Source organism: Galactobacter caseinivorans, from assembly GCF_003640665.1.
Lineage (GTDB): Bacteria > Actinomycetota > Actinomycetes > Actinomycetales > Micrococcaceae > Galactobacter > Galactobacter caseinivorans.
This window is the reverse complement of the sequence record NZ_QQXL01000009.1, coordinates 60805-74577: the sequence shown is the minus strand read 5'-3', so window position 1 is coordinate 74577 and position 13773 is coordinate 60805. Positions and strand designations below refer to the sequence as shown.

At 68.1% G+C, this 13773-nt stretch carries 11 protein-coding genes; 4 read left to right on the top strand and 7 right to left on the bottom strand.

Going from position 1 to position 13773, the window contains the following annotated elements:
• Positions 1 to 127: 127 nt before the first annotated feature.
• The 5 genes from purN to DWQ67_RS13045 form a co-directional block, all read right to left on the bottom strand.
• Positions 128 to 712, bottom strand: coding sequence for a phosphoribosylglycinamide formyltransferase (gene purN, locus DWQ67_RS13065; protein ID WP_121486046.1), 585 nt, complete (start codon positions 710 to 712; stop codon positions 128 to 130).
• Positions 713 to 829: 117 nt separating this feature from the next.
• Positions 830 to 2167 carry a cell division protein PerM gene (locus tag DWQ67_RS13060; RefSeq protein ID WP_233556099.1) on the bottom strand — a complete coding sequence of 446 codons (1338 nt, stop codon included), beginning with the start codon at positions 2165 to 2167 and terminating at the stop codon, positions 830 to 832.
• 351 nt (positions 2168 to 2518) lie between these two features.
• Positions 2519 to 3277: a sulfite exporter TauE/SafE family protein gene (locus tag DWQ67_RS13055; RefSeq protein WP_121486045.1), complete on the bottom strand. Its 759-nt coding sequence runs from the start codon at positions 3275 to 3277 to the stop codon at positions 2519 to 2521.
• A 621-nt stretch (positions 3278 to 3898) separates the two neighbouring features.
• On the bottom strand, positions 3899 to 5269 hold the full coding sequence (locus tag DWQ67_RS13050) for an aspartate aminotransferase family protein (RefSeq protein ID WP_121486044.1): 1371 nt from the start codon (positions 5267 to 5269) through the stop codon (positions 3899 to 3901).
• A 59-nt stretch (positions 5270 to 5328) separates the two neighbouring features.
• The gene (locus DWQ67_RS13045) at positions 5329 to 6831 is read right to left on the bottom strand and encodes a CoA-acylating methylmalonate-semialdehyde dehydrogenase (RefSeq protein ID WP_121486043.1); all 1503 of its coding nucleotides are present in this window, start codon (positions 6829 to 6831) and stop codon (positions 5329 to 5331) included.
• 189 nt (positions 6832 to 7020) lie between these two features.
• Between DWQ67_RS13045 and DWQ67_RS13040 the strand changes: the two genes are divergently transcribed.
• The 4 genes from DWQ67_RS13040 (at position 7021) to DWQ67_RS13025 (ending at position 11717) form a co-directional block, all read left to right on the top strand.
• Complete coding sequence (locus DWQ67_RS13040) at positions 7021 to 8727, top strand: PucR family transcriptional regulator (protein WP_147433702.1); 1707 nt, start codon at positions 7021 to 7023, stop codon at positions 8725 to 8727.
• 87 nt (positions 8728 to 8814) lie between these two features.
• Positions 8815 to 9936 carry a VanZ family protein gene (locus tag DWQ67_RS13035; protein WP_121486041.1) on the top strand — a complete coding sequence of 374 codons (1122 nt, stop codon included), beginning with the start codon at positions 8815 to 8817 and terminating at the stop codon, positions 9934 to 9936.
• A gap of 111 nt (positions 9937 to 10047) precedes the next feature.
• Positions 10048 to 11244 (top strand): YihY/virulence factor BrkB family protein, encoded by a 1197-nt coding sequence (locus DWQ67_RS13030; RefSeq protein ID WP_121486040.1) that lies wholly within the window; start codon positions 10048 to 10050, stop codon positions 11242 to 11244.
• A gap of 83 nt (positions 11245 to 11327) precedes the next feature.
• Complete coding sequence (locus DWQ67_RS13025) at positions 11328 to 11717, top strand: hypothetical protein (protein ID WP_325049636.1); 390 nt, start codon at positions 11328 to 11330, stop codon at positions 11715 to 11717.
• An 88-nt stretch (positions 11718 to 11805) separates the two neighbouring features.
• Here DWQ67_RS13025 and DWQ67_RS13020 read toward each other — a convergent pair whose 3' ends face one another.
• Together DWQ67_RS13020 and DWQ67_RS13015 are read right to left on the bottom strand one after the other, a co-directional pair.
• Positions 11806 to 13068, bottom strand: a complete 1263-nt coding sequence (locus DWQ67_RS13020) for an HtaA domain-containing protein (RefSeq protein ID WP_121486039.1) — start codon at positions 13066 to 13068, stop codon at positions 11806 to 11808.
• Positions 13065 to 13727 (bottom strand): biliverdin-producing heme oxygenase, encoded by a 663-nt coding sequence (locus DWQ67_RS13015; RefSeq protein ID WP_121486038.1) that lies wholly within the window; start codon positions 13725 to 13727, stop codon positions 13065 to 13067. The genes DWQ67_RS13020 and DWQ67_RS13015 overlap by 4 nt, the downstream gene beginning before the upstream one ends.
• Positions 13728 to 13773 lie beyond the last annotated feature (46 nt).

Here is a 13773-nt window from a genome sequence, read left to right as displayed (position 1 = left end):
TGGGCGGGCTGGGTGGCTGGGCGGGGGTAGTCGGGGCGGGCGAGCCAGGTTTGCGGCCGACGATCGAGGTTTGCGGCTTCAACGGCTGCCGCAAACCTCGATCCGGAGCCGCAAACCTCAGCACCGCTCAGGCCGGGTAGGGGATCTCCCCCGCGGCCAGGCGGCTCAGCGTCTGCACCAGGAGCTCGCGCTCCGCGAACTTGATGCGCTCGTGCAGCTGCGCCTCTCCCTCGCCCTCCACCACCTCCACGGCGCGCTGGGCAATGATGGGGCCGGTATCCACACCGGCATCCACCCAGTGCACGGTGCAGCCGGTGACCTTGACGCCGTATGCCAGGGCATCGCGCACACCATGGGCGCCCGGAAATGATGGAAGCAGGGCCGGATGAGTATTCAACGTCCGGCCGGCAAAGCGCTCCAGGAAGGGGGCGCCAAGAATGCGCATGAAGCCGCTGGAGAGCACCACATCCGGCTCGTATTGCGCCACCGTCAAGGCCAGCGCCTCATCCCATTCCGCACGCGTCTCAAAGTCCTTGGGCGAGACAACAAAGCCCTCAGCTCCGGCGTCCACACCGCGATCCACGCCGCCCGTCCCGGGAATGTCCGCGCCAACGGCGAGCACCTCAACGTTCTTCAGGGAGCCGTCCTCGACGGCATCCAGCACGGCCTGGAGATTAGTCCCACCACCGGAGACAAGGGCGACAACACGCATGCGTCGAGTCTATCCGGCGCCGTACGCCACCCGCCCAGGCGCCAAGGCACCGATCCGCGGCGACTCACGCGGCGTCGTCGGGCACAGCCATCAGCGTGCCGAACAGGACCGCCGGCTTCAGGCGTCCAGGACCAAATCCCGCTCAAAGAGCGGGGCAAGCAGGTAACCGATCATGGTGCCGACGCCGATCTCCAGCATGAGCAGCAGCGACGTGAGCCAAATGTGCGGGCCAAGATCCGTGAACACACCCACGCCAAGGCTGCCGGAGGAGAGCGCGGAGGCCAGCGCCGCCAGGACCGCGGAAACCAGCCCCACCAGCGCACCGAGCAGCAAAGTGGAGACACTCAGCGCGAGCCACCTGGGGCCAAAGCGCAGTTGGAGGGACTCCTCGAGGTGATTTTCGCCCTCGCGCAGGAACCACCAGCCGGCCACCACGCCGGCCACCACGGGAAGGATCATGACCCACCAAGCGTCCGTCAGGTCAGTGGACAGCAGGGCCAGGACGGGGAAGGACGGCATGGGTCCGGCGTGCGTTTCCAGCGGCGAGAAGGAGGACTCGGTGCCCACGGAGAAGCCGCCGCCGGAGATCCAGGCCAGCGTCCAGTTGATCAGGTTAGGCAGGTAGACCCCCTGCCCGCCCGCCAGCACGGCGCCACCCACGGGGCCCGGTGCCAGGTGCAGCGCGGCGGTGACGATCTCTACCCAGTGGGTCAATCCGCGGACCAACAGGACCACGGCGGCGATGCCAAAGCTTGCGACCCAACCAATCAGGCCAGCGCGGGCCACGGCCCACAAATAGGACCCGGCCCAACGCGAATACTGACTGGTGCGACGCAACCACTCCGCGGCGTCGACTCCAATCAGGCGACCAAAACTGCCGGCCTCACGGCGCGCCCCCACCACCAGGCCAAGAAGCACCACCACCAGCGGGATCACGGCGGCCATCCACCAGCTGCTCTGCGCGTCCTCCGTTCGCCCGATCCATCCCGTCAGCGCGCCGGCGGCCGCGTAAAACAGGCTGGCCCCGGCAATTCCCTGCCACAGCTGATCCGACCACGAGGCACGGGCCAGACGCCGCCCGGCCCGCCAAGCCAGGGCAAAGGGCACCAACGTCAGAAGCAACGGCACAAACCACAAGACTCCCCCGCCGCCCTGCGCGTTCTCCGCACGGAACAGCGGCACGCCGTGGGCGCTGAGCCACCACTGCGCACCGATGGACACCGCGTCCTGCCACGTTTTATCGCTCCACGCGCCCGCAAACCACGCGGCCAGAGCGGGGATGAGCACCACAAGAGCGCCAAAAAGATAAGCCTGAAAAGATTCGATGGCGCCCTGACACCAGAGCGGGAACGGCAAACCGTCCCGCAGCCCCTGCCGGAAACGGGCCCAGCGGCCACGGCTACGCGTGGTGAAGGACGGGCGCTCATTCTCCGGGTAGACGCCTTCTGCTTCCACCTCTACCGAGGCGCCCGGAACCTTCGAAGCACCCGGCAACTTCGAGGCACCCGGGCCGCCCGGCCGACCTGACTCCGCGTGGGCGTCAGCGGCGGCAGGATTCGTCGATGAGGACGATCCGGCGCTGGACGGGATGCGGGGCGGGGTCATATTCGCGGGGGCCTCTCGGGCTGGCTAGGTAGGGCTAGGTATCGCTGGGTAGGGCTTGGTAGGTGTGGCTCGGTACGTGTGGCTCGGTACGTGTGGCTCGGTACGGCCGGCACCGCGTGGCGGGAACGGCGTGACTGCCAGCCCCAGCCCGGCGCGACGCCGGTGTATCCATGGTGCCACCCCGCACCCGTCGGCACCGGGTCAGGCACCCACCGTGTCCATGATGCCCTTGACCACAGCGCTCGCCGCGCCAACGATCGCGAGGATCACGACGATCCGGCGGGCCAGTGTGTCGTTCACCTTGGGAGCCAGGCGGTGCCCAATCTGCACGCCGAGCACAATCATGGCCGCGAGCAGCAGCCACTGCCACCAATCCAGCACGGGCATGGTGCTGGGGTCTGCGGCGACCTTGGTAGCGGCAGAAAAGGTGCCGGCGAGGATGAAGAAGGGCTGCAGCATGGCCACAAAATCCTGTTGTTTCCACCGGCTCAGCTGCGCGTACGCGGTCAGCACGGGGTCGCCCACGCCGGAGAGTGAGTTGCTGAACCCGGCGAAGAACCCGGCCACGGAACGGTTGGGGCCGGACTCCTGAATTTGCGTTCCGCGGTGGCTGAGCAGCAGGGAAACGCCAAGGGCAAGCAACACGACGCCGCCCACGATCACGGAGAGAGGGCCGGCCGGGAGCCAGTTGGCCAGGAAGGAGCCGGGCAGCGAGCCGATCAGCGCCGGGATGATCAGCCAGAGGAACGCCTTCCACCGCACGCGTTTCCAGACATGGTGGATCACGAGCATTGAGGAGAACACGCCGCACAGGTTCACAAGCACAATGCCCTGATGCGCGCCCAGCACAATCACCACAAACGGCGAGACCACCATGGCGAACCCGAGCCCGGCGACGCGTTGGGCAATGGCGCCAACGATGAGCAGGATGAGCAATATCAGCAGGATGGAAAGCGACACTTGGCTAGGTTAGTCGCCCCGCCCGACGGCGCCACGCACCGCAAGCGGGCAGCGCACCGGGAGCGGGCGTCATCGAACACCACCCCGCCCAAGGTTTGCCGTCTCGCGGCGCACTTTGCCGTGTCAACCACCACGCCAAAGTGCGCCAAGACCCTGCAAACCTCACCCGCAGCCGAGTTTGCGGCTCTCCATCGACGTTTGCGGCCCACGTACCCGCCGCACACCTCGATCCCGGGCCGCAAACCTCCCGCACGCCGGGATGCGGACGCCCGGCCCGACGGCGCCACGCACCGCAAGTGGGTGCCGTCGAACACCACCCCACCCAAGGTTTGCCGTCTCGCGGCGCACTTTGCCGTGCCAACCACCACGGCAAAGTGCGCCAAGACACTGCAAACCTCACCCGTGGCCGAGTTTGCGGCTCACCATCGACGTTTGCGGCCCACGCACCGGGAGCGGGCGTCGTCGAACACCAACCCACCCAAGGATTGCCGTCTCGCGGCGCACTTTTCCGTGTCAACCACCACGCCACAGCGCGCCCAGACACTGCAAACCACGACGCCCGCCCACCGCGAGCTAGGAGCTCACCTTGGGCGGGCGTCGTCAGGCGACTGAGCCGGCAGGTCAGCCGGTCACAAAGCCGTCCGCGATCGTGAGGGCCCGATCCACCACGTCCAGCGCCTGGATCAGGAGCTCGTCCGGGATGTTCAGCGCCGGCACCACATGGATGCGGTTGAAGTTGTTGAACGGCAGCACGCCGGCGGCCTTGATGGCCGCGACGACCTGGTTCATCTCCGGCGAGGAACCGCCGTACGCAGCCATGGGCTCGCGCGTTTCGCGATTCTTGACCAGCTCGATGGCCCAGAAGCAGCCCAGCCCGCGCACGTCTCCCACGCTGGGATGCTTGGCCTTGAACTCCTGGAGCCGCGGGCCAATGATCTCCCTGCCCAGGCGCTCCGCGTTCTCCACCATGTGCTCGTCCGTCATGGCGCCGATCGTGGCGACGGCGGCCGCGGCGGCCAGCGGGTGGCCGGAATACGTGAGCCCGCCCTGGTAGGCGCGGTCCCGGAAGGTCTCGAAAATGGCGTCAGAGATGGCGACGCCGCCTAGCGGGACGTAGCCGGAATTGACGCCCTTGGCGAAGGTGAGCAGGTCTGGGGTGACGTCATAGTTCTCCACCGCGAACCACTGGCCCGTGCGGCCAAAGCCGGCCATGACCTCGTCCGCGATGTAGATGATCCCGTACCGATCCGCCAGGGCGCGCACGCCGGCCAGGTAACCGGGAGGCGGCGCGTAGATGCCCGCGGTGCCCGGCACCGTCTCCAGGATGATGGCCGCGATGTTCTTGGGCCCCTCCAGCACCATCATGTCCTCGAGGTGACGCAACGCGCGCTCGGTCTCCTGCTCGGGGGTCTCCGAGCCAAAGTAGGAGCGGTAGGTGTACGCGGGCATAAAGTGCACCACGCCCTCAGAGGAGTAATCCGAGTCAAAGCGGCGCGGATCCCCCGTGATGTTCACGGCCAGCTGCGTCCCACCGTGGTAGCTGCGGTAGGCCGAGAGCACCTTGTGGCGCCCGGTGTGCAGGCGCGCCATGCGCACAGCGTGCTCCACCGCATCCGCGCCACCGTTGGTGAAGAAGATGTGGTTCAAGTCCCCGGGGGTGCGCTCGGCGATCAAGCGCGCGGCCTCCGAGCGAGCCGTATTCACGTGCTGCGGCGCAATGGTGCAGATCTGCGCCGCCTGCTCCTGAATGGCCGCCACCACGCGGGGGTGCTGGTGGCCAATGTTGGTATTGACCAACTGGCTGGAGAGGTCAATCATGCGAGTGCCCTCGCCATCCCACACGTAGGACCCCTCGGTCTTCACGATGGTCATGGGCTTGAACGGGCCCTGAGCCTGCCACGAGTGGAAAACGTGCTCGCGGTCCAGCTCGTAGGCGCGGCGGCCGGCCTCGAGCAGCTCCTGGCTCACGCCGGTGTCGGTGGATGCCGTCATGGTGATGCGCTCCTTGTTGTGCTGCAGGTGCAGTCGTTGCTGGTGCAGTTCTTGCGAGTTCAGTCGTTCTGCGGGAAGCCGAGGTTGATTCCACCGTGGCTGGGATCCAGCCAGCGGCTGGTGACCACCTTGCCACGGGTAAAGAAGTGGAAGCCCTCGGTGCCATGCGCGTGCGAGTCCCCAAAGAGCGAGGCCTTCCAGCCACCGAAGGAGAAGTACGCCATCGGCACCGGGATCGGCACGTTGATGCCAATCATGCCCACCGTCACCTCGTTCTCAAAGCGGCGTGCCGCACCGCCGTCATTGGTGAAGATCGCGGTGCCGTTGCCGTAGGGATTGCGGTTGATCAGGGCCAGGCCCTCATCGTAGGAGTCCACGCGGACCACGGACAGCACGGGGCCAAAGATCTCGTCCTGGTAGATGCTCATGTCCTCGCCGACGTGATCAAAGAGCGTGGGGCCAACAAAGAAGCCCTCGCCGTCGGAGTCGAACTGATCGGCGCTCTGGCCCGGGCGGCCATCCACCACCAGGGTGGCGCCGGCGGAGATGCCGGCCTCGATGTAGCCGGCCACCTTGTCGCGGTGCTGCGACGTCACGAGCGGGCCCATGTCGCAGCCGCGCGTTCCGTCGCCGGTGCGAAGCGTCCGGGCGCGCTCGGCAATCTTGGCGACCAGTGCGTCGCCAATCTCGCCCACGGCCACCAGCGCCGAGATGGCCATGCAACGCTCGCCTGCGGCGCCAAAGCCGGCGTTGATCGCCGAGTCTGCGGCCAGGTCCAGGTCCGCATCCGGCAGGACCAGCATGTGGTTCTTAGCGCCGCCCAGGGCCTGAACGCGCTTGCCGTTGGCGGTGCCGCGCTCGTAGACATACTGCGCAATCGGGGTGGAGCCGACAAAGGAAACGGCCTTCACGTCCGGGTGGTCCAGGAGGGCGTCCACCGCCTCCTTATCGCCGTGCACCACGTTGAAGACGCCGTCCGGCAGGCCGGCTTCCTTCCACAGCTGCGCCATCCAGTTCGCGGCGGCAGGGTCCTTCTCCGAGGGCTTCAGGATCACGGTATTGCCGGAGGCGATGGCCACCGGGAAGAACCACATGGGCACCATGGCAGGAAAGTTGAACGGGGAGATGATGGCGACGGGGCCCAGGGACTGGCGCTTGGAGTGCACGTCAACGTTGGTGGAGGCGTTCTCGCTGAAGCCACCCTTCAGCAGGTGCGGGGCGCCGCAGGCAAACTCCACGACCTCCTGGCCGCGGCTGATCTCACCGAGCGCGTCATCTAGCACCTTGCCGTGCTGCTCCGTGATGATTGCGGCCAGTTCCGGCTTGCGTTCGTTGAGCAGCTCACGGAACCTGAACATCACGGTGGCGCGTTTGGCCAGGGAGATAGAGCCCCAGGACTTCCACGCCTCGTAGGAGTTGGCCACGGCCTGGTCCACTAACTCGCGGGAGCCAAGCGTGACCTGCCCGGTGATGCGGCCGGTGGCCGGGTTCGTGATATCGGAGAGGCGTCCGCCTTGCCCCGAGGTCTCTGCTCCGTTGATCCAGTGCTGCGTCAGCGCCATGTTCGTCCCTTTGCCTGTGATGTTGCCTGCGATGTTGCGGTTGCTCTTGCGTGCGATGTCGCTGGGACACCCGGCGCGCCTCCAGTTGACGGGCCGCCGCGTTCCCTTGGCTCCATCCTTGCCGCCACACCACCGCCACACATCACTCACCCTGTAAAGAAAGCTGGGTATCACATTTACACTGTGTCCATGCTGGTCACCGTGCGTTCCGTCCTCAACCTGCCCACCGTCGCGGCAGGGCACCCCGAACTGATCGCGGGCAGCGAAGGGCTGGACGCGGTAGTGCGCTGGGTCCACGTCAGCGAACAGCTCCGCATCGCGGAGCTTCTCCAGGGCGGCGAGCTGGTCCTCACCACCGGGCTCATGATCGGCGCGGACCCCGCGGCCGCCGCCGCGCAGCTGGCGCAATTGGAGCGGGCAGGCGCCGCTGGGGTCATCGTGGAGCTGCCTCCTGGCCGCGAACCCACCCGCCAGGCCCTGCGCACAGCGGCCGCCGGGGCCACCTTGCCCGTAGTGATCCTGCATCAGCGCGTCCGCTTCGTGGACATCACGGAGGCGGTGCACCGCCTCATCGTCGCCGAGCAATTGGAGCAGCTGGAAGCCAATCGGCGCATCCACGAGACGTTCACCGACCTGGCGCTCTCCGACGCCTCCCCCGCACAGATCGTGGGCGCCGCCGCGTCGATGCTGGGCACCGCGGTTCTCCTGGAGGACCCGGATGGGCGCGTCGTGGAGGTCGCCGGGGCGGCAACAGCCCCCGGCGCGGCAACAGCCCCCGGCGCGGCAACAGCCCCCGGAACGGCGCCAGACCCCGGCGCGGCAACAGCCCCCGGCACCCAGCCACGCGGCGTCGACCTGGGAGACCCGCACCAGCGCGCGGCCGGCACCGCGGTGCTTGTCTCTGTGAGGGACAGCGCTTGGGGCCGGTTGCTGGTCCCGGATCGCAGCGACGCCACGGCGCTGCACGTGGCGGAGCGCGCCGCACAGGCCCTGGCGTTGCACCTCATGGCGGAGCGGGATGCCCGCGATCTGGCGGTTTTGGCGCAGTCGGCGTTCCTGTCTGAGCTGGCGCAGTGGCCGGGCACCGATGTGCAGGCGGAGGCGCGCGCCGCGTCCCTTGGCCTAGATTCCGGTGGGCGGTTGATCCCGCTCTCCATCCGAGTTCCCGCCCGGAGCGATGACCCTTTGGCGGCCACGCGGGCGGAGCGCGCGCTGCGCGAGGACCTGCAGCGCGCGGTGTCCAAGGCCGGCGCCACGGCGTTGGTGGGCCACGCCGGCAGCGATGCGGTGGCGGTGCTGCTGGCCCCGGGCCGCGGCGCGCCCCGCGGCACCACCCTGGACCGGGTGGCCCGCGCTGTGGTCACGGCTGCGGCGCCCGGCGAGCGCTGGGTGGGCGTCGGCCCGGCGGCGGGCGGCGTGCTGGAGGCGGCGGCAAACCTCGCCGAGGCGCACCATGTGGCCGACGCCGCGCGGCAGCTGGGTGCCACCCTGCCCGACGCCGCTGGGTCGGGTTTCGCAACCCTGTCCGGTTCCGGCGGCGCGGCCCCTCACACCCACTCCCCCGACGCGCGGCTCTGGTTCCGCGCCGCGGATGTGCGTTTGCCTGGGCTCATGGCCATGCTGGCGTCGGACCCGCGGTGCGAACGCTTTGCCGCATCGGAATTGGGGTCCCTTCTGGCAACGGGCCGCGAACAGGACCTGGCGCTGGTGCGCGCGCTCGTGGAAACCGGGGGCTCCAAGCAGGCCGCCGCCACGCGTCTGTATCTCTCACGCCCGGCCGTCTATCACCGCATCTCCAAGGTGGAGGATGAGCTGGGCATCAGCCTCTCCGACCCGGCCTCGCTGACCTCGCTCGCGGTCGCGTTGCTCATCGCCGTGGGTCCGCACTCGGCGTAAACCGGCCCGCCCGCGCGCCTCCTCGCCAAGGTGCGCTTGCCCACCAAACTCGCCCAGCGGCGTCGGGCGTTCATAGAATCGTTCGTTATGAACACCTCCGCCGTTTTGTATCCGGGCCTCGTCGCCGTGCTGTTTGGCGGGCTCAGCATCCTGCTCGGCGGCGTCTTCTTGCTCGCTCTGCAATACCGGCGCTTTGGGCGGCTGACCTGGGGGCGCACGCTGGCCGGCGCCGCCACCATCGTTTATCTGATTGCGGTGGGCACGTTTACCCAGTTGCCGCTGCCTGCCTCGCGCCGGGAATCGTGTGTGGCGCCAGCCGGTGGGCTTTCGCTGAACCCGATGGGACCCGTGAATGACCTCCGCTACGCAATGAGGGACGGGTTCGTCTCCGGGCTGCACGAGCTCGCTTTCTGGCAGCTGGCGCTCAACGTACTGCTCTTCATTCCGTTTGGAATCCTGGCGGTGCGCCTGCTCGGGATCCACCCTGTCGGCGCGGTGGCGCTGGGCTATTTGGCCAGCCTGAGCATCGAGGCCACGCAATACACAGGCATCTTTGGCCTCTATTGCCGCTACCGCGTGGCCGATATTGGCGACCTGACGACCAATACCCTCGGCACGCTGGTCGGTGTGCTCTTGGCACTCACGCCGCTGTTTAAGTGGATTAAAACGCCGGGACAACTGACTGCGACGGCCACCCGCCGCCCGCTGAGCCGCGGGCGCAGGCTCTGGGGCATGGTCTTTGACCTTGCCTTTGTGGGCGCCGCCGGCGTGGCCGCCGCGGTCATCGTTGAGTTGGTGCGCGCGGAGGGGCACCGGATGGGGCTCCCCGCCGGAGCGGCGACGTGGGCGGCGTGGCTGGGCTGGCTACTCCCGCTGGCGGTCACGCTCCTCCCGGTGCTTGGCCCGCGCCGCGCCTCGTGGGGGCAGCGGTGCGTCTGGCTCGACGTCGCGCGGCAGGACGGTCGGCGCGCTCCCCTGATCTGGGCGTTGGTCCGCGCCCTGTTTGGCGGGGCCGGCTACACACTGTGGCTGCTGTCCTCGGAGCTGGTGCCAGGTGCGCCAGAGTGGCTCGGCACCGTCGCCGGGCTGTGGGTGCTGGCCGCGGGCATCGGGCTGCTCTTTGACCCTGCCGCACGCGGGCTGGCCGCCCGCGCCACCGGGCTGACGTTTGCCCCGCGCTCCTCCCGGGACTCGCCGGCGCCGCGTTAATTTCCCGGGCACGGGGCTCAACACCCTCTGCCCCCGCACCACCCCACGGCACCTGGCACGGTAGCCTTCCGAACGAAGGGCGGCCGCCGGCCCCCAGAAACGGAGGGGACCGTGGCCAAGGACGTCGCAGCGACGGACGCGGATCAGATCGAGTCTGTGCGCAAGCTACCTGGCACCGCATGGCAGTACCTGTTCGGCAGGGCCATCCGCGAGTTCACCCGTGATGGGTGCATGGATTTGGCGGCGGCGCTCACGTACCGCTCGCTCTTCGCGATGTTCCCCGCCCTCCTGGCGCTGGTCTCCATCCTGGGCCTGGTGGGCCAGGCGGAATCAACGACCGCCTTCATGATTGACGCGATCAAGAAGTACGGCTCACCTGAGGTGGCCAAGGCGCTGGAGCCCATGATCGCGCAGCTGGCGGACGGCCAGGGCGCCGGGCTCGCGTTTGCGATCGGTGTGCTGGGTGCCATCTGGACCGCCTCCAACTACGTGGTGTCCTTCGGCCGCGCCATGAACAAGGTGTACGACACCCCGGAGGGCCGCTCACCGCTGGTCCTGCGCCCGGCCATGTACCTGCTGACGTTGGGCGTGCTGCTTGGCGCGGTGCTCTGCGTGGGCATCTTGGTGTTCTCCGGCTCGGTGGCGACCACCATCGGCAACCTCGTGGGCCTGGGCGAGCAGTCTCTGACGATCTGGGGTTACGCCAAGTGGCCGGTCCTGATCATCATCGTGATCCTCATGATTGCCAGCCTGTACTACTTCACCCCGAATGTGCGCCGCGAGCGCTTCCCGTGGCTGTCCATCGGCGCCGTCGTGGCCCTGCTGGTCCTGGCCCTGGCGACCGCCGGCTTTGGCTGGTACCTGGCCAATTTCGCCAACTACAACAAGACGTACGGCACCATCGGTGGTTTGATCGCCCTGATGCTGTGGCTCTGGATCGCCAACTCCGTGCTGCTCTTTGGTGCGGAGGTGGATGCGGAGACGGAGCGCGCAAAGCAGTTGCAGTCCGGGCTCAAGGCCGAGGAGGAGCTGCAGCTCCCGCCGCGCTCCACGGTGGTCAGCAAGAAGCAGGAGATTGCCCTGGCACGGGATGTGCAGACCGGGCGTGAGTTGCGTGCCATGGCCAACCCGATTGGCCCGGATGACATTCCTCCGCGTCATGGGCTGCGTTGGGCGCTGGGGATCGCGGCCGGTTTTGTTGCGTTGCTCAGTGCCCGACGCCGCTTGAACCAGGATGCGGCGATGGTCAGGACCGCGCGCCGCGAGGCACGCGAACAGGCCAAGTCCCAGCGCTCCGGCAAGGCCTAAAACTCGGCCAAGGTTTAGGCTGTTGTGGGGCCCCTATCCGGGCCCCACAACAGCGCATTTTCTCTGAACCCTAGGAGTGGGACATGGCCTCGCCGTCCACCGCCATCGTGACCGCCGCCGGACTGGTGGGCGGTTACGCCACCGCCAGGCAGACCGGCAATCGCCAGCTCGGAGGCGCCGTCCTGGCCGCCGCTGGCGCTTTGGCGTTCGCGCGGTGGAAGAAGGATGCGGGGGCGGGCCGGGCCACCGCCCTGACGCTGCTGTACGTGGGCGCCTTTGGTGCCTCCCATCCCCTGGCCAAGAAGCTGGGCGCGTGGGAATCCGTGGGCGTTGTCACGGCAGCTACTGCGCTGACGTCCTTGGTGGCGGGCGGCTCCAAGGCCTCCCGCGCCAAGCAGGAGGCCAAGCAGGCCGCCAAGCAGGCCGCCAAGCGCCAGGCCGGCCGCGACGCCAAGCGAGCAGCGAAGCACTAGGCCCGCAGTCAAGAACGATGATGGGCGGTGCGGCACACAGTGCCTCACCGCCCATCATCGTTGGGTCCTGAACCCACCGACTGCTACATCAGCGCACCTTCACCCAGGTCTTCTTGGACTTGCTGCCGTGGGTCGTGGATGAGCCCTGGAACGTGGCCTGCAGACCGACCGTCTTCTTGCTGGCGTGCGGTGCGCTCACGGTCAGCTTGCCCTTGGACCTGGCGCTCAGGGTGTAGCTCTTGGTGGTGGCCTTCTTGCCCGGAACGTCCCAGGTCACGGAGACCTTTCCCGCGGCGTAGCTGCCGTCGGCCAGCCGCGGCACCGTCACAGTGGCCTTGGCCTTGGTGTTCTTCTTGAACTTCGGCGCGGCCACCTGGGTGGCGCTGGAGCGCTTGTTCACTTTGGCGGTGAAGGCCACGGCGGCGGGCTTCTTGCTGGCGGATCCGCCGAAGCTGGCGCTGAGGCGCTGGGTCCCGACGCCGCCGGCCTTGGCCTTGAGCACCGCGGTGCCGCGGCTGTTCGCGGTGGCGGTACCCAGCGTCGTCGAGCCGCGCTTGAAGGCGACCTTGGCGCCGGAGGGCAGGCCGCTCGCGGTGAGCCAGGCGTTGGTTCCGTATTGTGAGGAGCCGGCGCTGGCCTTGATCGCGGTGGCGGTGCGGGCCGCAAACGCGGCGCGGACGCTCACCGGATCTACGGCGTCACCGGTCGAATACATGCCTCCAAAGGCCTTGGCGCCGTCCGCGGTCAGGACGGCGGCGGCGTTGTTGAGTTCCAACTTGCCGGACGCGACCGACGCGCCGCTGAAGCTCAGCTTCGCGACCACGGCGTTCTTCTTTTCGAACGCCTCTGTCTGCGTGGTCTGGGGCAGCTTGGCGTCCAGGCGCAGCTCGCCGGCGGTGCCGGACGTCAGCACCACCTGGGGATTGGACAGCGTCAAGTCCATCTGTCCGTGGTGGCCCTGGATGCGCACGGTGCCCTTAAAGGAGAGGGTTCCCGTGCCGCCGCGCAGAGTGCCCGCGCCGGATCCAAAGCTGAAAACGCCATTGTTGGCGCCTTGAGTGGCGCCCCCGGAAGTGGTGATTACTCCGCCAACAAAGGGCTTGGTCAAGTACGAGCGGAACGATTCCTTCAGCCCCCAGCTCAGCGTTGCGGCGCTGGCTGCACCATCAACCGTGCTCGACGTCGCGGCCTGGGCCGCCGGGGCGGCCGCCAGTTCCAGCGACGTGGCGCCGACGGCGACGACCGCGCCGGAGGCCAGCAGTCCCAGCGCTGCCGCCGTGGCGGTGGCGCGGCTGAGAAGTGAGCGGCGGGGCGCCGCGGGTCGGGCGCTTGCCGGGCGAGCCGTGCTCACGCGATGACCGTGCGGGGAGAGATGGCGGAGAGGGCCCTGAAGAGCTCGCGGTTGAGCTGGAAGCCCAGCACCGCCTCCATCACGATGGCATCGCCGCGCTCCTGATTCGCGTAGACGTCCATGAGGTCGCGGTAGCGATCCTTGTAGACCTTGGGCTTGGGGATGTGTGGGAAATCCCACATGTTCAGGAGGTGCGCGGGGACGCCGTAGTGGCGGGCCACGAGCGTGCCGATGACCTGGCCGCCGGAGAGATCACCCAAATAGCGCAGGTAGTGATGGGCCACCAGTCGAGAGGCGTCCTGGTCAAGGCCGGCCTCCGTGATGCGGTCCGCGTAGGCCAGGGCCTCGGGCGTCACGGCGGGGATGGCATCAAGGCCGGCCCACTGGGCCAGGCCGGGAAGATCCGCGTCCAAGGCGGCCAGTCGATCCAGCGCGGGATCAAGGATTTCGGCCAGTTCCGGGTCGCTACGCAGGCGTTCAGCCGCGGATTCCAGGGCCGCGTACAGCGGGCGGTACTGGGCCAGCAACAGCACGTAATCCGCGCCGCTTCGCTCTCCCTGCATCAGGGAAGAGATGAACTCTGAGGCCTCGGCCTCGCCGTGATCCAGGCGGGTCGCCTGGCGCAGGCGAGCCGAGAAGGTGGAGACGTCGGTGTGCACGGCAGGGAGCCTTTCTTAGAAGTTAAGGGAAGCATAACCGACCCTT